Below are 20,742 nucleotides of genomic sequence, written 5' to 3' on the forward strand. Positions count from 1 at the left end.
TGCAGCCCGCCTGGGGCGCGCGGGCGCTTATGCGGCTGCAATGGGACGGATGCGCCTTTCATATCCCCAAGACCCGAAACTGACCACACGCCTGCAGTTGGCGCTGCTGCTCATCGCGGCTATGGCCTGCGTTGCGACTATGCTCGCGAGTTTTGTGGACAGGCACAATATCGGGTCGGTGGAGTTCGATCTCCGCCATATCTGGCTGATCTTGGCGATTGCCGGCGGCGGTCTTACGGCCATCGCCGTCATCTGGCGCATGGGCAGCGTCGCCCGGCGCGAGGCGCGAACGGCGAAAACCGAAAGTGCGCAGCTCCGCCGCAACCTTGCCGCCGCCGACGCGATCATTCGTGCCGAACCGCAAGTCCTGGTGTTCTGGGAGCAAGGCCAGGCGGTCCGCATCGTTTCCCATACGCTGGCGAACGTCCCTGGGTTGCCGGAGCATCACGCGGAAATCCTCCGCTTCGGCCAGTGGCTGGAAACTACGTCTGCTCATTCTCTGAAAGCCGCCCTCGACAAACTCTTCGTCAACGGCCGCTCGTTCAGCGTCATCCTGAAGACGATCGCCGGAGGTATCATCGAAGCCGAGGGGCGGGCGGCGGGCGGCCGTGCGGTTCTGCGTCTCAAGGAAGTTTCCGGCTACAAGCTTGAGATCGCCCGCATAGAAGACCAGCACGCAATGCTTGCGCGCGATATTCGATCGAGCCGCGCACTTCTGAATACGTTGCCGATGCCAGTTTGGTTGCGCGGTGTCGACAATCGCCTGATCTGGGTCAACGCCGCGTACGTCCAGGCCGTCGACGCAAAGAGCGAAATCGAAGTTCTCGAACACCAAATCGAGCTGCTTGAAGCGCGGCAGCGCAAATCCGTTTCACGGGCACTCGCTGCGGGCCAAACCTACAAATCCCGCATTCATCTGGTCTCCGGCGGCGAACGCAAGGCTCACGAGGTCATCGTGCTACCGGTCGATGGGATGACTGCCGGCGCGGCCATCGACGTTACCGATATTGAAAGCGCGCAGGGAGAGCTTGAACGGCAAAGCTCGGCCTATGACCGCACGCTTGACCGCGTCGAAACGGCCGTCGCGATTTTCAGCCCCGACCACAAACTCGCCTTCTACAATGCAGCTTTCGCGAAACTCTGGTCGCTCGATACCGACTGGCTCTCGTCCCACCCAAGCGACAGCGTCATTCTCGATCGGCTTCGCGAAATCGGCGTGCTTGAACCGGTCGTCAATCACCGCGATTGGAAAGTTCAGGTGCTGGCGTGCTACCAGACGGGAACTCCGCTCGACGACACATGGAATCTGACCGACGGCCGCATTCTTCACGTCATGGCCGAACAACGCCCCGACGGTGGCGTGACGTTCCTGTTCGCCGACGAGACCGAACGTCTGGCACTCGAAAGCCGCTACAATGCTTTGATCGACGTGCAGCGCGAAACACTCGACAGCCTCAAGGAAGGCGTCGCTGTGTTCGGCACCAATGGTCGCCTGAAGCTATTCAACAGAGCCTTCTGCAGTATCTGGCAGATGCAGCCAAAGAGGCTGGCCGAACTGCCGCACGTCGGCGAAGTCATCGCCGCGGCCCAGACGCTGCACCCTGACAACGATGCGTGGCTCAGGATCGGACGCGCCGTCACAGCCTTCCTCGACGAACGCGAGACCTTTGCGGGTCAGATGATGCGCGATGACGGCGTCGTCATAGACTATGCCCTGATGCCGCTTCCGGACGGTGCTACTCTTCTGACATTTGCCGATGTGACTGACGCCAAGCGCGCTGAGCGCGCCCTCGTCGAGCGCAACGAGGCCCTCGTCGCCGCCGACCGTCTAAAAATGAACTTCATCGGCCATATCTCTTACGAGCTTCGTACGCCGCTCCAGACCATCATCGGTTTTACACAGCTCATGGCCGATCCGGCATTCGGAGATTTGACCGCCAAGCAGCGCGAATATCTTGCTGACATCATGTCATCGTCGACAACGCTGCAAACCATCATCAATGATATTCTTGATCTTGCGACCATTGACGCCGGTGTCCTGCAGTTAAAGCCGACACCTGTTGGCGTGCGCGCGCTCATCGACGCGGCCATCCTCGGCATTCGCGAGCGTGCCGTACGAAACCGCCTGACAATCGAAATTGCGATTGCGGACGAGGTTACGGAGTTTGTAGCCGACGAAGCCCGCATGCGCCAGGTTCTATATTACCTGCTTTCGAACGCCGTCGGATTCTCGAAGATCAATGGCACGGTGCGGCTTTCCTGCTGGAGCGAGGATGGCACAATCATTTTCAGAGTCGAAGATGATGGTGTCGGCATTCCGAAAGACCGAATTGGACGCATTTTCGACCGCTTCGAAAGTCAAAGCCACGGCTCCGATCATCGGGGCGCGGGCCTCGGCCTTTCTATCGTCAAAAGCCTGGTGGAATTGCACGGCGGCACGATAGAAGTCTTTTCCGAGGAAAACCGGGGCACCCGCGTAATCATCCGGATACCGAAGCGCCCGGCCGCTCCAACGGGCGATGGCTCGGCGTGGCTGGCAAGTGGCGGACGGGCAGCATAAGTTCCAGGTGTTATGAGTTCATTCCAGTTCCGCGATCTGTCCGAAAACGACGTTATCCGTCTTGCCGACGAGATGGCTTTTTTCCTGCAGCCCGGCGACACGCTTTGTCTCGAAGGCGATCTCGGAGCCGGCAAATCGACGTTCGCACGCGCCTTGATACGGACGCTTTCCGGCGACCCCGCTCTCGACGTTCCGAGCCCGACCTTCACGTTGACGCAAAGCTATGAGACACCACGCTTCGACGTCGCGCATTTCGACCTTTATCGCCTCACCGACCCAGAAGAACTCGACGAACTTGGACTTGAGACGGCGCTGAACCGCGGTATTGCCGTGATCGAGTGGCCGTCGCGCGGCGCCGATCGCATACCTCCGGAGCATATCACGCTATTGCTCGAAGAAGGCGACAGCGAAAGCCGGAGAACGATCACGGTAAAAGCCGTATCTTCGCTCGCAGAGCGACTTCAGCGCTTCGCGGTAATCCGAAAGTTCGTTGAAGCGACAGGCTGGGGCGGCCCTGAGACGCGACTCGTCTATCTTCAAGGCGACGCGTCGCCTCGCCGTTATGCGCGCTTGACCAAGACGGACGGCGCTCGCGCACTTCTGGTCGATTCACCACGCCGTCCCGACGGACCGCCGATTCACGATGGAAAATCCTACAGCGCCATCGCGCACCTCGCGGAAGACGTGACGGCGTTCGTCGCCATCGCCAATGCGCTGCGCGAGGCCGGCGTTTCGACACCGGAGATCCTCGCCGAAGATCTCGATCAGGGTTTGCTGATCGTCGAGGATTTTGGCGATAAGGTTTTCGGCCCGGAGGTTCAACGCGGCGCCGACCAAAAATCTCTGTGGCTGCGCGCCACCGACGCGTTGATCACGCTACAGGCCGTTCCGCCTCCGCAAAACATGAACCTTTCCGACGGTACGGCCTTCACACTGCCGGACGCCGACCAAGGCGTGCTTGAGATCGAGACGCAACTGCTGCTCGACTGGTACTGGCCCGCGCTTCACGGCCACCCGGCACCCAAGACAGCGCGCGACGAATTCACTGACGAATGGCGCGGCACCTTCGCCCGCGTATTGAAACAACCGCAGACGTGGCTCCTGCGTGACTACCACTCGCCGAACCTGATCGCGCTCGATGACCGCGTGCCGCCGCGCGATGTCGGCATCATCGATTTCCAGGATGCGATGCGCGGTCCTGCCGCCTACGATCTCGTGTCGCTGCTGCAGGACGCGCGAATCGACGTGCCGGAAGTTCTCGAAAAAAACCTGCTTGACCACTATATCGCCGCCATGACGAAACGTGACACGGCATTCGATGCCCAGGAATTCCGTTTCGCCTATGCGGCTCTCGGGGCCCAGCGCAACACGAAAATCCTCGGAATTTTTGCGCGGCTCGCGATGCGCGACGGCAAGCGGCAATACCTCGCCCACCTGCCAAGGATCTGGGGGTATCTCCAGCGCAACCTGCGGCATGAGGGTCTGCAGGCGCTTTCGGCGTGGTATGACCGGAACCTGCCTCCGAAGCTCCGCGCGCAACCATTGACGATCTAACGAATTCCGGAGATTTGCCGATGACCTCCACGAAGCGCCCGACCAGCGCCTTTGTGTTAGCCGCCGGAAAAGGCGAGAGGATGCGGCCCCTGACGGAGAAACACCCGAAGCCGCTCGTCTCAGTCGGCGGAAAGCCACTGATCGATCAGGTTCTCGACCGTCTATGGGCTGCCGGAGTGGCTGAGGCAGTCGTCAATGTCCATTATCTCGCCGATCAGATCGAAGACCATCTCCGAAGTCGAAAAAATCCAAAGATCACCATCTCCGATGAACGCGGCGCGTTGCTCGATACAGGGGGCGGAGTGGCGAAGGCGCTTCCGAAACTCGGGCGAGATCCGTTCCTGATCCACAATTCAGATTCGATCTGGATCGAAGGCATGGGATCAAATCTCGACCGGCTGATCGACGCCTGGGACGAAACGACGATGGATAGCCTGATGCTGGTCGCGCCAATCGCGACGAGCATCGGTTACGACGGTCCCGGTGATTTCCAGATGGACACGACGGGACGGTTGACACGCCAGTCCGGTGCGCGCCTGGCACCTTTCGTCTTTGCCGGCGTCTCGATTGCACATCCGCGGCTCTTCGACGGCGCGCCGAAGGGCCCATTCTCCCTCAACAAGCTCTGGAACGGCGCCATCGAGAAAGGACGCCTTTATGGCATGCGGCTCGAAGGCATTTGGATGCACGTCGGAACGCCGAACGCCATAGCCGAGGCAGAAAATGCCATCGCGAATTCCATGACTGCTGGCGCGACGCTTCCGGGAGAAGACTGATGGCCGCCAATGTCTTCACGCTTCCGCCCGGCGTGCCATTCCTGAAGGCTCTTGCACGTGCCATCCTGAACGGCGACCTTCCGGCGCCCGGCGGCGCCGCGCCCGATTTTCTAAGGCTACCGAACATCACATTGCTGCTGCCGACACGGCGTGCAATGCGCGCGGCGCGCGAAGCCTTCCTGTCGGCGGCAAACGCACCCGCCATCATCATGCCTCGCATCCGACCGATCTCGGAAGGAGAAGACGATCTTTCGTTGATCTCGAGTCTCGCAGGCGATGGTCTGTCCAGCATCGCGGCGCTCGAACAACCACCGGCTATAGACCCTCTCGACCGGACGCTGGTCCTGATGCAGCTCGTCAGCCATTGGCGTGAGACAATGGCGCAGTCGGAGTCCGACCGCAGCTCGGGCTCGACGCCCGCCCAGGCTGCCCGACTCGCCGCCGAGCTCGGCAAGCTCATGGATGACATCGAGCGCGAGAACGTTTCGCTATCGGGCATTAAAAACCTGGTTCCGGAAACCTACGCCGAGCACTGGCAAAAGACCGTGGATTTCCTGAAGATCGTCACCGAGTTTTGGCCCGCGCATCTCGCCGCCAACGGCATCACCTCACCCGAAACTCGCCGCAATGCCCTGATCCTCGCCGAAGCGAAGCGTATCGCGAACCTCAAACGCGACGAGGTCGTCATCGTTGCCGGCGTAACGGGCTCGATTCCGGCCACCGTCGAATTGATGCGCGCCGTCGCGGCACGATCTTCCGGCGCCATCGTGCTTCCTGCTCTCGATCAAGCGCTCGATGAGCCAAGCTGGAAGGCAATCGTTCCGAACCATCCCGAACATCCGCAGTTTGGCTTGAAGAAACTTCTGGACGGCCTGGGCGTCGAACGTGGCGCGGTGCGTACGTTGCCTGGAACCGAGCTCGATATCACGGGCCGGGCGCGGACAGCCTTCATCAGCGAAGCCATGCGTCCATCATCCTCGACCGATAAATGGCATCGCTACACGGCGACGGCCGACAAAGAGCAACTCGAGAACGCGCTTGCCGATATCTCGCTGATCGAAGCTCCGTCGGCGCAGGACGAAGCCGAGACCGTTGCATTGATTTTGCGTGAAGCCGTCGAAACGCCAGGGCAGACCGCGGCTCTCGTCTCGCCGGACCGCCTCCTTGCGCGGCGCGTTGCGATCCGGCTCGAAGCCTGGGGCATCCGCGTTGACGACAGCGCCGGGCGGCCCTTCACGAAAACAGTGCCCGGCGCCTTCCTTGCCCTCATCGTCGGTGCTGTCGTGAGTGATTTTGCACCCGCCGAGACGATGGCATTGCTGCGCCATCCGCTCTGCAGATTGAATTTCAATCCATTCGACATTCGGAAATTTGCACGTGCACTTGAAATCAGCGCCTTTCGCACGCCGTACCTCGGCCATGGCGTCGAAGGCATTCGAGCGGCGCTGGAGACAGCCGAACGCGATCGCGCGGAAAGAAAACGCATGCACCCCGCCGCGCGGCGGCTCTGGCCTCAGGACTGCGACGGCGCGCGCGAGCTGGTGACCCGGTTGGCTACTGCCTTCCAGCCCTTGACTGATCTCTACGCCACGAGCGGCGACCGGCCCCTATCGGCATTCGTGCGCGCTCACGCCAAAACAGCCGAAGCCCTCGCAGCGCTACCTGACGACGACGCGGCAGCCGCAAATGCAAACCCACTCTGGCAAGGAGAAGCCGGAGAAGCCGCGTCGCGCTTTTTCGCGAAGCTTTTAGACCCTGAAACACCGCCGGTCGAAATCCGCGCCGACGATTATGCCGATCTTTACGCGACGCTGCTGGCGCGAGAGAACGTGCGCGAGCGCACGGCTGTTCATCCGCGCATCTCCATCTGGGGACCGTTCGAAGCGCGCCTGCAGCAACCGGATGTTCTGATCCTCGGTTCTCTCAACGAAGGTACGTGGCCGGAAGCTGCGGAGCCCGGAGCATGGCTCAATCGCCCGATGCGGCGCGATCTGGGGTTGCCGTCTCCCGAAGAGGAGATCGGCCGAGCCGCACACGACTTCACATCGCTGCTCGGGGCAAAAACGATCTACTTGACGCGCGCCGAAAAGGTCGATGGCGTGCCGACCGTCCCGTCCCGCTGGCTGATGCGAACGAAAGCCCTGCTCAAGGGCATGGATCTCGAAAGCGTACTCGATGCCGATAAACCTTGGCTCGCCTGGGCCCGCGCGCGTGATCGTATTGATTTGAGCAAACGCATCGCCATAAAGCCGCCGGAACCGAGACCTGCGGTGGCGCTGCGACCGCGCCGAATGAGCGTCACTGATATCGAACGCTGGATCGCAAATCCTTATGCGACCTACGCGCGTCATATCCTGAAACTCGAACCGCTGCCGCCGCTCGGAGCATCGCCGGATGCGAGTCTACGCGGAGGGCTCGTCCACGACGTGCTCTCGCGTTTTGCAAACGCATTCCCTGACCGTCTACCGGTCGATCCCCTTGCCGAACTTGAAAAGATCGCGTCCCATGTTCTGGAAAGTTACACCGGGAACGCACGCATCGCTGCCTTCTGGATGCCACGACTGAAGCGGTTTCTCTCATGGTTTGCGGAAGGCGAAGACAAACGGCGCGACGGCGTTCGCAAAGTCATCGCTGAGATATCTGGAAGCCTCGTGCTGGCGCCGACGCTAGAACCCTTCACGCTCACTGCACGCGCCGATCGTATCGACGACAAGGGTTCCGCCGTCGTCATCACCGATTACAAGACTGGTGCGATACCAAAGCAGGACTGGGTGCTGGACGGGCGCTCGCCTCAGCTTCCCCTCGAAGCCGCCATCGCGCTTGGAGAAGCCGGATTTCCAAATCTCGCGGGCCGCTCCGTCGAGTCCCTTCGCTATATTCGCGCCTCAGGCGGCGAACCGGCGGGCGAAGAACGCGCGATCAAATCAGACGACATCGGAGCACTCGCGGAAGAAGCTCGCAAGGGCCTCGAACGCCTGATTGCCGAATTCGACAACCCGGCGACGCCTTACCGTGCGCTTCGACGTCCGAGCTATAATTATGACTACGATGCCTACGCACAGCTGGCGCGCGTCGCCGAATGGTCCGCCCATATCGACGAGGAGGCGGCATCGTGAACCTCGAAACAAAACGACTTTCACTTGACGCATTGCGCCAGGATACCGACCGGCATCAGAGAAACGCGGCCGATCCCTTGGCATCCGCGTGGGTCAAAGCCAACGCCGGAACCGGCAAGACGCACGTTCTGACGTTGCGCGTATTGCGCTTGCTGCTCGCCGGAACGTCACCGGAAAAAATTCTCTGCCTCACCTATACCAAAGCTGCCGCCGCTGAGATGTCGCGCCGTGTTTTCGACCGCCTCGCCGGCTGGGTTACAGCCGATGATGCGACGCTCGAAAAAGAAATTGGCAAAGTCACTGGCGGCGAAGTTTCGCGCGAAATGCTGGAGTTGGCCCGGCGTCTCTTCGCCAATGCCATCGAGACGCCGGGCGGCCTCAAGGTTCAGACGATTCATGCTTTCGCTGAGCGCCTGCTTCAGCGATTTCCGCTCGAATCCGGTGTGCCGCCGGATTTCAAAATTCTCGACGATGCCTCTGCCAAGGAATTGAAAGCACGTGTCATCGAGCAGACGCTGCTGGACGCCACCTCGGCGTCAGAAGCGCCGCTCGGCCGCGCCCTTGACGTTATCGTCCGTTACGCGACGGACGCGCAGTTCGAGAAGCTGATCAGCAATGCCGTCGAGGAACGCCGCTGGCTCGACGTTGCACACCGGCGCAAGCCCGGCAGCAGTGTGACGCTGGAAGACGTGTCGGCGATCGAAACGTATCTTCGCCGCAGCTTAGGCGTTCGTGCCGCAATCGCTGTTGAAGATCTTCACAAGGAATGTGCGTGTGTTCTGTCCGACAACGACCTGCGGGAACTTACAGTCCACCTCGCGACGGGCAAGGCAAGCGATACAGGTTATGTGCCGACGTTGCAGATGGCTGCCGAACTGGCGGATGCTCAGCGCCGCTCCGAAGCCCTGTCGGGCTACTTTCTGACCGCAGGCGGCGACCCACGCAAAACACTGATGACCAAGGCGCTGTCATCCGACAAGCCTGGGCTAAACGATCGCTGCCTGGCTGCGCAGCAAAGATTCGTTGCGTTGACGAGCGAGCTTAAGGCTTTGACACTCATTGAATGCTCTATGGCGCTCTGCGCCTTTGCGGGCATCATTCTGCAACGCTACACCGAAGCGCGACGCAGCGCGGGCGCCCTCGACTTCGATGATTTAATTCTGAAAACCAAATCTCTGCTCGAAGGCGAAGGCGGCCAGGCACAGTGGGTGCTCTATAAACTCGATGGCGGCCTGGATCATATTCTCGTTGATGAAGCGCAGGATACGAGCCCAGAGCAATGGGAAATCGTCAAAGCGCTGGCGCACGAATTTTTTGCCGGAGCAGGCACGCGTGACGGTTCACCTCGCACGGTCTTTGCCGTTGGAGATGAAAAGCAATCGATCTATTCGTTCCAGGGCGCCGATCCGAAGATGTTCGCGGACGCAGGCACTCGTTTCGCGGCCCTCGCGCGCGATGCCGGGCTTGTCTGGAAGCCGATCGAACTTACGATGTCGTTCCGCACCGTGACGCCCGTTCTTGCCGCCGTCGACGCGGTGTTTGCAGACGCCGAAAAGACGCCCGGTCTAACGGCCGGAGGGCCGCCGCCGAAGCACAACGCTATTCGCCTGGGCCATGCCGGTCTTGTCGAGATGTGGCCGACGGAGAAGCCGGACGAACTCGCAGCCGCCGATCCGTGGGCGCCGTTGTCTGACACGAGCGAGCGTTCGCCCGCCAATCGTCTCGCCGAACGTATCGCGGACACCATCAGAGGATGGCTCGATCGCGGCGAACGACTGGCTTCCCAAGGTCGTGAGATCCGCGCAGGCGATATCCTGATCCTGGTGCGTAAACGCAATCCGTTTGCGGTGCCGATGGTCGCCGCATTGAAACGACGTGGCATCGCCGTAGCAGGCTCGGACCGGATCGCGCTGACCGATCAGATCGCCGTTCAGGACCTGATGGCACTCGGGGACTTCTTGATCCTGCCGGAAGACGATCTCGCGCTGGCGACCGTTCTGAAAGGCCCGATCTTCAACTTCGACGACGACGACCTGCTCGCCATCGCGCCGGGACGGCAAAACAAAACGCTGTGGTCGGCGCTGCTCGACAACACGGAAGCGAAACCTGCTTATAAGGCCGCCGCAGAAACCCTGAAGCGCTGGCGCGCCAAGGCCGACTTCACGCCACCCTTCGAATTTTTTTCGAGTGTGCTCGATCGCGACGGCGCCCGCGAGAAGATGCTGCACCGCCTCGGCCCGGAAGCCGCCGACGTGATAGACGAATTTCTCGATCTCGCACTGAGCTACGATGACGGCACCCCACCTTCGCTCACTCAATTTCTTGCCGAGTTGCGCGCCATTGAACCCGAGGTGAAACGCGATATGGACCACGGTCGCGATGAAGTCCGCGTCATGACCGTACACGGCGCAAAAGGACTCGAAGCTCCGATCGTGTTTCTTCCCGACACCTGCACAACGGCGTCCGGTGACATCTCGGCCGCGAGCCTTGTCAGGCTATCCCATCTTCCGCGACCTGATCACATCCCGGAACCTGTCGTCTGGACCGTCAAGGGGACGTCACGGATCGAGGCCGTATCCGAAGCGCGCCGCCGCCGCGAAGCCCGCGAGCACGAGGAGCGTAACCGCCTTCTCTACGTCGCGATGACGCGCGCCCGCGACCGGCTTTACATCGCAGGCTTCGAGGGCAAAAAAGGCCGGGCCGATTTCTGCTGGTACGAAGCGATATCGGAAGCGCTTCTTCCGGTTGCGCGGGAAATCGATACTGGCGACGGCAGAAAAGTCTGGCGCATTGAAACAACGCAAACTGCCGAAGCTGAAAGGCCGCGAGGCGAAAAAGCACGGCAACTCGAAAATATGGAAAGACCTTCCTTCGCGTTACAGCGCGCGCAGCCGGAGCCGAAACTTTCCATTCCGCTCGCGCCATCGCGTCTGGAGCCCTACGCACCGGACGCCGAAGGCGAACCTATCGTGTCTGCCAAACCGGATGCAGCGACGACATATGATGCGCCGTCGCCGCTCGCTGGAAATGCCGAGCATCGCTTCCTACGCGGAACGCTGACGCATGCGTTGCTGCAGCATCTGCCTGCCGTGGCGGTAAGTGACCGTGAACCGATTGCGGCAGCCTTTGTCGCCAAACGCGGCGCGATACTTCCGCGAAAAGCGCGCGCTGGCATCGTCCATGAGACACTGGCGATCCTATCGTCGTCGGACTTCGCTCCGCTGTTTGGACCTAATAGCATTGCCGAGGTTCCGATTGCCGCAGTTATTCCGCGCCCGCAAGGCTCCGGCCCGGCGCTCGACCTGTCCGGCCAGATCGACCGACTCGCGGTAACGAAGGACGAGGTGCTGATCGTAGACTACAAGACGAACCGGCCGCCTCCGTCGGACGTTCGATTTGTCGCGGATGCCTATCTTTACCAGCTTGCAGCCTACAGGCTGGCTCTCGGCGAGATTTATCCGGGTCGCCGGGTACGGGCCGCCCTGCTCTGGACCGATGGACCGCGCCTGATGGAAATCCCGCGGGACGTGCTCGACAGCTACCAGTCCCGGCTTTGGAGCTTAGACATTCAAAGTCTTGACGGTCTGTAACGGAGTACCTACCTCTGGGGTCGGTTTTTGAGCAACGCGCGAGCGATGCTGAGGGTCCCGGCTCCCATCCCCCGGTCCGGAAATGGAGAAATATCAATGGCTAATGCAGTAACAGACGCAAGCTTCGATGATGAAGTCCTAAAGTCGAATGAGCCGGTTCTCGTCGACTTCCACGCTGTGTGGTGCGGGCCCTGCAAAGCCATGGCTCCCGCGCTGGATCAGGTCGCGAAAGAGATGACGGGCAAGGTCAAGGTCGTCAAAGTCGACGTCGATGAGAACCCGCGCGTCACCGGCACCTACGGTATCCGCGCCATGCCGACGTTGCTGATCTTCAAGGGCGGCAAGGTCGCGGCACAACATACCGGCGCGATCGTGCAAAAGAAGAAACTCGAAGACTGGATCAATTCAAGCGTCGCAGCCGCCGTATAATTGCTCGCGGCTCTTACGGAATAAGGAAGACCCCGTGCGGAACGGGGTCTTTTCTTTTGCGGAGCTCCAGACGTCTTTGAGACTAATTCGCGATGTCGTCCACGCTTGGAACGACGACTGCGAAAATGTCGTGCAGAGCCGTCAGGCTCGCTTCGTGCAAGTCTTTGGCTAACGTAACGCCGCCCGTCGGGCTCGGCAGCGACCGCGTCGCCGTGGCATTGCCGACGACGGTCGCGCGATAGCCGTGATTGAAAGCCGCCCGTGCCGTCGAGTTGACGCAGACATGCGTCATGAAGCCGACGAGCGCGACGTCTTCGACGCCATAACCTTTGAGCAGCTCGTCGAGGTTCGTCTTCTCAAATGAGCTTGGATAATTCTTTACGACGACAGGCTCGCCGTCGCGCGGCTTCACGACGTCCGCGATGGCCCCAATGCGATTGTTCACATCATAAGGAGAGCCGGCGCCAGCATCGTGCTGGATATGGATGACCGGTCGCCCTGCATTGCGATAGCGGGCAAGAAGCGTCTCGCATTGGACGAGCGCCGGTTCGACGCCCTCAAGCTGCATGATGCCCTCGCGATAAGTGTTCTGGCAATCGATGAGGACCAGAGCAGATTTGCCAACAGTCGTCGGTGTGTTGCCCAGCCCCGTGATCTCGCGAAGGGTCTTCGAAGCAGACATTCGGCACTTCCTTGATGATTTGCTTTTTCTTTATCAAACTCAGCTTTGCCCACCACTAAACCGGCGGATGCTCGGCACCTGTCGGCGGCGGTCCAAGTGCATCGAGTTCATCACTCTCGGCGTCGGTAAAGACGCGCGACCTCGTCAGAAAGCGCACGCCTTCGGGCGACTCGACAGAAAACCCAGAGCCGCGCCCCGGTACGACATCAATGATCAGATGCGTATGTTGCCAATATTCGAATTGCGATCGGCCCATGTAGAACGGCTGGCCGGCGATCTCGCCCATATAGACGTCCTGCGCGCCGACTTTGAATTCCTTGCGCGGATAGCACATCGGCGAACTGCCGTCGCAGCAGCCTCCCGACTGATGGAAAAGCAACGGCCCGTGAAGTCCTTCAAGCTTCTTAATAAGGTCCAGTGCCGTCTGAGTGCATGAAACTCGTGACGCCGTAGTCTTCGGCTTTTCTGGTGTTACAACGGACATGCGTATCCTCCGACAATGCATCGTGTATCGTGCCGAACCCTCCAGAACCGACTGGAGCGAGATCATCGGCGTCGACCCACACTAATTCTTCTCTTCCTTGATATGATCCGAGCAGGCCTTCTCTGCAACCGGCATTAAGGAGAAGCGTTTCCCCGGCGCCGCGGCAATCGAAAAACCGATAGCGGGACCGGCAGCAACATCCAGGACGTATGCTTGGGCACGGCACGCGATGCTGCCCTCCCGATCTTCCATCTCATAGATCGGAATGCCCTCAACCTCGCCGAGCAGATGATCGCGCTCTCCGAGCCGCAATGCCTGTGCCGGAAGACAGATTGGATATTGCCGCCCTCCAACTCGGCCGCCGCTCGTGTGGAACATCAGCGGTCCGTGCTCCTTCGCCAGGCGTAGCAACGCAGCGCATGCTTCAGGAGTGGCTGAGATTCGCACTGAGGGCATTCGAACCTCTCTCGGTGCAGTTACGGATGGATATGGCGATCCAAAACCAAAGAGACAAAACGAAAGCGGGGCGCATCCGCTTGCCGAATGCGCCCCGCTCAAAGCTCTCACCTGCGAAAGCCTCAGAAGAAGCCGAGCGCCTTCGGGCTGTAGCTGACGAGCAGGTTCTTCGTCTGCTGATAGTGATCGAGCATCATCTTGTGCGTTTCGCGGCCGATACCCGACATCTTGTAGCCACCGAACGCAGCATGCGCAGGATAGGCGTGATAGCAGTTGGTCCAGACGCGGCCGGCCTGGATGCCTCGGCCTATGCGATAGGCGCGCGTGCCGTTGCGGGTCCAGACGCCTGATCCGAGACCATAGAGCGTGTCGTTGGCGATCGCGAGCGCTTCCGCATCGTCCTCGAAGGTCGTGACCGCAAGGACGGGTCCAAAAATTTCTTCCTGGAAGACGCGCATCTTGTTGTGGCCTTCAAGAACCGTCGGTTCGACGTAATAGCCCGACGATAGCTCGCCGCCGAGGTTGGCGCGCTTGCCGCCCGTCAACACGCGCGCACCCTCGCCCTTGCCGATCTCGATGTAACTCAAAATCTTCTCAAGCTGATCGTTCGAGGCCTGAGCGCCGATCATCGTGGTGGCATCCATCGGATGGCCCTGTTTGATCTTCACGACACGCTGCAAAGCCCGTTCCATGAATTTCTCATAAATCGAACGCTGGATCAGCGCGCGGCTCGGGCAGGTGCAAACTTCACCCTGGTTCAGGGCGAACATCGTGAAGCCTTCGAGGCACTTGTCGAAGTATTCGTCGTCCGCGTCCATCACGTCCGCGAAGAAGATGTTCGGCGACTTGCCGCCGAGCTCCAGCGTGCACGGGATTATGTTTTCCGATGCATACTGCATGATCAAGCGGCCGGTCGTCGTCTCGCCGGTGAAGGCGATCTTCGCGATGCGCTTGTTCTGAGCGAGGGGCTTACCCGCTTCGACGCCAAAGCCATTGACGACATTGAGGACGCCTTCGGGAAGAAGATCGCCGATGATGTCCATCAGAACCATGATCGACATCGGCGTCTGCTCGGCAGGTTTCAGGATCACGCAGTTGCCAGCGGCAAGCGCAGGCGCGAGCTTCCAAACCGCCATCAACAGCGGGAAGTTCCATGGAATGATCTGGCCGACGACACCGAGCGGTTCATGGAAATGATACGCGATCGTATCGTGATCGATCTCGGAAATCGAACCTTCCTGTGCTCGCAGGCAGCCAGCGAAATAACGGAAATGATCGACCGCGAGCGGCAAGTCGGCGTGCGTTGTCTCGCGGATCGGCTTGCCGTTGTCGATCGTCTCGACGAGCGCCAGAACGTCCAGGTTCTCTTCCATCCTCGTCGCGATCTTCGCCAGGACGCGAGCCCGCGCTGCCGGAGAAGTGTTGCCCCAGGACTCACGGACTTTGTGAGCGGCATCAAGAGCTAGTTCGATGTCCTCAGCTGTCGAGCGCGCAATTTCGCAAACGGGCTGACCGGTAATCGGAGTGACGTTCGTAAAATACTGTCCACGAACAGGGGCGACCCACTTGCCTCCGATGAAGTTGTCGTAGCGAGCCTTGATGACTTGCCGGCCTTTAAGTTTATCCATCGCAACATGCTGCATCGCAGATCTCCTCCGATTGATTGTTTGCTTTGGGGCAGCTTCTTGGGCGAAGTGATAACCCAGGCGCGCCTTGTCAAGCCATAGCGGCGGTCTTGTTCATTAGTAGGGCCAGCCATACGCCAGCAGTCGCCACAGCGCCGCGGTCCGAAAAGATCAGCACCCGCTCACTCCACATTAGGACGCTTTACGCCAGCGCGTAAGCAGTTCGCTAAGCGACGCTATTGTGACGGCTGCTGGAGAGAAAGAACATGGCCTGCAAGATAGAGTGAACCGCAAATCAAGACCCGCTTCGGCCCCTTGGGCAGTGCAGCAATCGTTTGCAGCGCATCAATCACGTTTTCGCGATCCGTTGCCTGCATTCCCGCTGCCCGCGCAATCTCAGCGAGATTTTCCTGGGTATGAGGTGCCTCATGCGCGCCCGGGATCGGCACGGTGTAGATGGCACGGACAAGGCCCCGGAAGGGCGCCAGGAAGCCAAGCGCATCCTTCTGCCCCATCATGCCGACCACAAGGTAGACGGGCTTCGGGGATTTCTCATCAAGGGCTGCAAGCGTGTCGGCAATCACGTCGCCAGCCGCGGGATTGTGGCCGCCATCGAGCCAAAGCTCGGCCTCGTCCCCGAGAATTTTTGGCAACGGACCGGAGGATAGCCGCTGCATCCGGGCCGACCACTCGACCGTCCTGAGCCCGATTTCGATGGCTCTCTCATCAAGCCTCAACGAGGGAGTCCGTTCGCCGAGAACAAGGGCCGCGGCAACCGCGGTTCCGGCATTGCCGATTTGATGTCTGCCGACGAGCGCCGGCAGCGGTAGATCGAGCAGATGGCCGTCACGTTGAACGACCAGGCGGCCTGTCTGTTCATAGGCATCGAAATCGCGGCCCCAGATAGTCAAATCCGCGCCGACCACCCGCGCGCGCGCTTCGATGACGGACAGGACCTCATTCGATTGCTGCGAAATGACACCAGCAACGCCGCGTTTCAGAATGCCTGCCTTTTCTGCCGCGATCTTACTGAGGGTGGGCCCGAGCTTCTCGGCGTGATCCATCGAGATCGGCGTGATGACGGTCAGTGCCGGCTCGGCAATGACGTTTGTTGCATCGAGGCGACCGCCGAGACCGACTTCAAGCAGCAGAATGTCGGCGGGGCGTTCGGCGAATGCAAGAAATGCCGCCGCCGTCGTAATCTCGAACTGGGTGATATCTTCGCCGTCATTCACGGCCTGCACCCGCATCAAAACATCGACGAGGGAGTCTTCGTCGATCGCTCGTGCCATACCGTCAGGGCCAGCGAGCACGATGCGCTCGTGGAAGCGCACGAGATGCGGCGACGTATAGACATGAACGCGCTTCCCCGCCGCCTCCATGAACGCGCGGAGGTATGCGGTGATGGACCCTTTGCCATTCGTGCCGGCAATATGGACGACGGGAGGCAGCTTGCGCTCCGGATGTCCGAGCTTGGCGAGCAAGCGTTCGACGCGGCCGAGAGACAAGTCGATGAGCTTCGGATGGAGAAGCATCAGATCGCCAAGCAGCGCGTCGCTCGACGGACGTGTCTTCGACGGGATCATGATGATGGCGCTGCCGTGCTGTTGGATGTTTGCCTGATCAGGCGCCGTGAGGCGCGTCTTTGACGTTTGGAGCTGACGCAGAAGCGGCGTCGTCGCGCCTCTTATCGGCCTTCCCCGGTTCGAAACGCTGGCTGTTCGGAACGACTTCCGGCTCGACGACAGCGCCCGTCTCTCGTGCAGCCGTCTCCACCACCTTGCTGTCGACCGTGGCGCCGTTCATGTACGGCTTGCCGTTCATCTTGTGCGCGTCTTTGGCTTTCGCCACCTGCGCGCCGCTCATCAGAAGTCTGCAGACACGCGATAATGTTTCGCGCAGTTGATGCCTATGCACGACCATGTCGACCATGCCGTGCGAAAGCAGATATTCGGCACGCTGGAAGCCATCCGGCAACTGCTCGCGGATTGTCTGCTGAATGACGCGCGGGCCTGCAAAACAAATAAGTGCTCCGGGCTCCGCGATATGGATGTCTCCGAGCATTGCGTAAGACGCCGTAACGCCACCCGTCGTCGGATCGGTGAGCACGACGATATAAGGCAGTCGGGCGTCTTTGAGGCGCTGGACTGCTATCGTGGTGCGCGGCATCTGCATCAACGACAGGATGCCTTCCTGCATGCGCGCGCCGCCGGATGCCGCGAAAAGAATAAAGGGCGACTTCAACTCAACTGCGCGCAGCATACCGGTGATAAGCGCTTCGCCCGCGGCCATGCCGAGCGAGCCGGCCATGAAGCGGAAGTCTTGTACGGCAGCGACGACGGACTGGCCGTCGAGCAGGCCCTCGCCGACGAGAACGGCATCTTCGAGCTTCGTCGTCGCCTTGGCATCCTTCAGCCGGTCCGTGTATTTTCGCCCGTCGCGGAACTTGAGCGGATCCTGCTGAACGCTCGGAACGGAGACGACGCGATAGTCGCCGCCGTCGAACAGATGGTGGAGCCGCTGCGGCGAATCCATCCGCATGTGATAATTGGAACCGGGAACGACGAATTGGTTGGCCTCGAGGTCTTTGTAAAAGACCATCTCTCCCGTCTCTGGGCACTTCACCCAGAGATTGTCCGGCACCTCACGCTTTGCTGTCGACAACAGCCCGCTAATCTTCGGGCGGACAACGTTGTTGATCCAATTCACTCGGGTAGGCTCCTCGTAGTCCGCTGCAGCATGCATACCGCCTTCGCGTGCGGGCACGATGGCAAGCTCTCGGCCGGCGGCTTCAATTTAGCGCCACACCTTCGGCCTGCGCTAGGGCACTGCACAAAAATGGGGGCGCAGCGGCGGCCTTCCAATAGAGCCAATCGCCCCGGGGTACTAGTAGGCGCGCAATGCTGAACTTAACTCTTTTACCAATTCCAGCACATCTTTGGTCGTCTTGGATGTCGCTTCGCCCTTTGCCCCCAGGGATTTTTCGATCCTCGAGACGAGTGCGGAGCCCACAACCACGCCATCTGCCGTCTGGCCAAGAGCGCGGGCCTGCTCGCCCGATTTAACACCAAATCCTACAACCACAGGCAGCGGCGTCGCGCTTTTAATCGCGCCAACGTGTTTCTGAACATCGTTTACTTCTGGAGCGGCAGCCCCTGTAATCCCAGTGATCGAGACATAGTAAACGAAACCGGAAGTATTGCTGAGCACCGCAGGCAGGCGCGCCTTGTCGGTTGTCGGAGTTGCCAGCCGGATGAAGTTGAGGCCAGCTCGAAGTGCAGGCAAGCAAAGCTCCTCGTCCGCCTCGGGCGGCACATCGACGACGATCAGGCCGTCAACACCGGCAGCCTTGGCATCCGCGATGAAGCGTCCGTTGCCGTAGACATAAATCGGGTTGTAGTAACCCATCAGCACGATCGGCGTTGCCGCGTCCTTGGCGCGGAAATCGCGCACCATTTGCAGCGTCTTGACCATCGTCTGGCCGCCCTTGAGCGCCCGCTGCGACGAGGCCTGGATCGCCGGGCCGTCTGCCATCGGGTCCGAGAACGGCATGCCAAGTTCGATGACGTCAGCTCCGGCATCCGCAAGTCCGCCCAGGATCGCCTTGCTCGTTTCAGGATCGGGATCGCCGGCCGTGATGAAGGTGATCAGCGCCGGACGCTTCTCTTTCTTCAGTGCCGCAAAGCGCGCATCGATGCGAGTGGTTTTGGTCATGGCTGCAGTTACGCCCTCTCCCCGCCGGCGGGGAGAGGGTTGGGGTGAGGGGCGGCAGCTTGCTCGATCTTCAGTTCCGCCTTGCAGTTTAGCTCTGCCATGATCGTATCCAGCACACCGCTCAAGTTGGTTCGTACATTTTCATTCGACACGCGCATAACTTGGTATCCTGATCGTGCCAAGTATGTTTCGCGGGCACGATCCTCGATCTGCTCCTCCGCCGCTCCGTGCGTCGCACCGTCGACCTCTACCACCAGCTTCAATTCGCGATAGACAAAATCAGCGAAATAGTCACCTATCGGCTCCTGACGGACGAACTTGAACCCGCCAAGCGATCGATTGCGCAAGGCCTGCCACAAGCTCTGCTCGGCGGCAACGTCCTTTGACCTCAGCACGCGAGCGCGATTGGTTACCCAGGGCTTTGAACGTCTCATTGTCCCACGGCCGCCCCTCACCCTAGCCCTCTCCCCGCGAAGAACGGGGAGAGGGGATTTAAATTTTCATGCCGAGGTGCTTGGCGACGGTGAAAAGGTCTTTATCGCCGCGGCCCGATACGTTCACCACGAGCAGATTGTCTTTCGGCAGCTTCGGCGCGAGCTTCATCACATGTGCCAAAGCGTGGCTCGGCTCCAGCGCTGGAATGATGCCTTCGAGCCGCGTGCAGACCTGCAGCGCTTCGAGCGCTTCCTTGTCCGTCACCGCGACATAGGTCACGCGGCCAATGTCTTTCAGCCATGAATGCTCCGGTCCGACGCCCGGATAATCGAGCCCGGCCGAAATCGAATGGCCTTCGAGGATTTGTCCGTCGCCATCCTGCAGGAGATAGGTCCGGTTTCCATGCAGCACGCCGGGAGAGCCGCCGTTCATCGACGCAGCATGACCATTCTCAACATTCAATCCATGTCCGCCTGCTTCTACGCCGTAAATCGCAACGTCCTTATCGTCGAGGAATGGATGGAAGATGCCGATCGCATTCGAGCCGCCGCCGATGCATGCAACGATCGTATCGGGCAATCGGCCTTCCGCTTCCATCATCTGCGTACGGACCTCGTTACCGATGATCGCCTGAAAATCGCGAACCATTGCCGGATAAGGATGCGGACCGGCCGCCGTACCGATCAGATAATAGGTGTCGCGAACATTCGTTACCCAGTCGCGCAGTGCTTCGTTCATCGCGTCTTTGAGCGTGCCGGCACCGGATGTCACCGGATTGAGTTTGGCGCCGAGAAGCGCCATGCGCGCGACGTTCGGCGACTGACGCTCGACATCCGTCGCGCCCATGTAGATTTCGCACGGTATGCCGTACTTGGCACAGACGGTCGCGACGGCGACACCGTGCTGTCCAGCGCCCGTCTCGGCGATGATGCGCGTCTTGCCCATACGCCGCGCCAGCAGGATTTGCCCAAGACAATTGTTGATCTTGTGCGAGCCCGTGTGGTTGAGTTCTTCGCGCTTGAAATAGATCTTCGCACCGCTAAGCTCGGCGCTCATCCGCTCGGCGTAATAGAGCGGGCTCGGGCGGCCGCCGTAATGCTTGTTGAGCGACTGAAGCTCGCGCTGAAATTCAGGGTCGGTCTTCGCCGCATTATAAGCGCGCTCGAGATCAAGGATCAGCGGCATCAAGGTTTCGGCGACGAAACGGCCTCCGAAGATACCGAAGAAACCTTTGTCGTCCGGGCCTGTCGCGTAGCTGTTGAGCTTCGCTTCTTCGACCTTCTTTTGCGTCGTCACCATCGATCTACCTAAGCCGCGAAAC

At 60.2% G+C, this 20,742-nt stretch carries 15 protein-coding genes; 6 read left to right on the top strand and 9 right to left on the bottom strand.

All coding sequences use genetic code 11. The features are described 5' to 3' along the window. The first annotated feature begins 40 nt into the window (after window positions 1–40). From HYPDE_RS11295 to trxA, 6 genes are all read left to right on the top strand, one after another. Complete coding sequence (locus HYPDE_RS11295) at window positions 41–2,560, top strand: sensor histidine kinase (RefSeq protein WP_015598595.1); 2,520 nt, start codon at window positions 41–43, stop codon at window positions 2,558–2,560. A gap of 12 nt (window positions 2,561–2,572) precedes the next feature. Next, window positions 2,573–4,114: a bifunctional tRNA (adenosine(37)-N6)-threonylcarbamoyltransferase complex ATPase subunit type 1 TsaE/phosphotransferase gene (locus tag HYPDE_RS11300; protein WP_015598596.1), complete on the top strand. Its 1,542-nt coding sequence runs from the start codon at window positions 2,573–2,575 to the stop codon at window positions 4,112–4,114. 20 nt (window positions 4,115–4,134) lie between these two features. Next, the gene (locus tag HYPDE_RS11305) at window positions 4,135–4,890 is read left to right on the top strand and encodes a nucleotidyltransferase family protein (protein WP_015598597.1); all 756 of its coding nucleotides are present in this window, start codon (window positions 4,135–4,137) and stop codon (window positions 4,888–4,890) included. Beyond that, entirely contained in the window at window positions 4,890–8,006 is a 3,117-nt protein-coding gene (addB, locus tag HYPDE_RS11310) for a double-strand break repair protein AddB (RefSeq protein ID WP_015598598.1), read from the top strand. The genes HYPDE_RS11305 and addB overlap by 1 nt, the downstream gene beginning before the upstream one ends. Then, on the top strand, window positions 8,003–11,596 hold the full coding sequence (gene addA, locus HYPDE_RS11315; protein WP_041320395.1) for a double-strand break repair helicase AddA: 3,594 nt from the start codon (window positions 8,003–8,005) through the stop codon (window positions 11,594–11,596). Before addB ends, addA begins: the two co-directional genes overlap by 4 nt. A 96-nt stretch (window positions 11,597–11,692) precedes the next feature. Further along, the gene (trxA, locus tag HYPDE_RS11320) at window positions 11,693–12,025 is read left to right on the top strand and encodes a thioredoxin (RefSeq protein ID WP_015598600.1); all 333 of its coding nucleotides are present in this window, start codon (window positions 11,693–11,695) and stop codon (window positions 12,023–12,025) included. An 82-nt stretch (window positions 12,026–12,107) separates the two neighbouring features. Here trxA and HYPDE_RS11325 read toward each other — a convergent pair whose 3' ends face one another. The 9 genes from HYPDE_RS11325 to trpB all read right to left on the bottom strand — a co-directional run bounded on the left by HYPDE_RS11325 (window position 12,108) and on the right by trpB (window position 20,720). Then, the gene (locus tag HYPDE_RS11325) at window positions 12,108–12,707 is read right to left on the bottom strand and encodes a cysteine hydrolase family protein (RefSeq protein ID WP_015598601.1); all 600 of its coding nucleotides are present in this window, start codon (window positions 12,705–12,707) and stop codon (window positions 12,108–12,110) included. A gap of 55 nt (window positions 12,708–12,762) precedes the next feature. Beyond that, window positions 12,763–13,191, bottom strand: a complete 429-nt coding sequence (locus tag HYPDE_RS11330; RefSeq protein WP_041320398.1) for a DUF779 domain-containing protein — start codon at window positions 13,189–13,191, stop codon at window positions 12,763–12,765. An 81-nt stretch (window positions 13,192–13,272) separates the two neighbouring features. Then, window positions 13,273–13,647: a DUF779 domain-containing protein gene (locus tag HYPDE_RS11335; protein ID WP_041320401.1), complete on the bottom strand. Its 375-nt coding sequence runs from the start codon at window positions 13,645–13,647 to the stop codon at window positions 13,273–13,275. Between the two features lie 122 nt (window positions 13,648–13,769). After that, a complete protein-coding gene (gene adh, locus HYPDE_RS11340) occupies window positions 13,770–15,290 on the bottom strand; it encodes an aldehyde dehydrogenase (RefSeq protein WP_015598604.1) in 1,521 nt (506 codons plus the stop codon). A 218-nt stretch (window positions 15,291–15,508) separates the two neighbouring features. Continuing rightward, complete coding sequence (locus HYPDE_RS11345) at window positions 15,509–16,858, bottom strand: bifunctional folylpolyglutamate synthase/dihydrofolate synthase (RefSeq protein WP_015598605.1); 1,350 nt, start codon at window positions 16,856–16,858, stop codon at window positions 15,509–15,511. A 37-nt stretch (window positions 16,859–16,895) separates the two neighbouring features. After that, window positions 16,896–17,981, bottom strand: a complete 1,086-nt coding sequence (gene accD, locus HYPDE_RS11350; protein WP_041321185.1) for an acetyl-CoA carboxylase, carboxyltransferase subunit beta — start codon at window positions 17,979–17,981, stop codon at window positions 16,896–16,898. Window positions 17,982–18,158: 177 nt separating this feature from the next. Next, window positions 18,159–18,986: a tryptophan synthase subunit alpha gene (gene trpA, locus HYPDE_RS11355; RefSeq protein ID WP_015598607.1), complete on the bottom strand. Its 828-nt coding sequence runs from the start codon at window positions 18,984–18,986 to the stop codon at window positions 18,159–18,161. Between the two features lie 8 nt (window positions 18,987–18,994). Beyond that, window positions 18,995–19,420, bottom strand: coding sequence for an endonuclease domain-containing protein (locus HYPDE_RS11360; protein WP_015598608.1), 426 nt, complete (start codon window positions 19,418–19,420; stop codon window positions 18,995–18,997). Between the two features lie 58 nt (window positions 19,421–19,478). Then, window positions 19,479–20,720 carry a tryptophan synthase subunit beta gene (gene trpB / locus HYPDE_RS11365; protein WP_015598609.1) on the bottom strand — a complete coding sequence of 414 codons (1,242 nt, stop codon included), beginning with the start codon at window positions 20,718–20,720 and terminating at the stop codon, window positions 19,479–19,481. Between the last annotated feature and the right edge of the window lie 22 nt (window positions 20,721–20,742).

The organism is Hyphomicrobium denitrificans 1NES1 (genome assembly GCF_000230975.2).
Lineage (GTDB): Bacteria > Pseudomonadota > Alphaproteobacteria > Rhizobiales > Hyphomicrobiaceae > Hyphomicrobium_B > Hyphomicrobium_B denitrificans_A.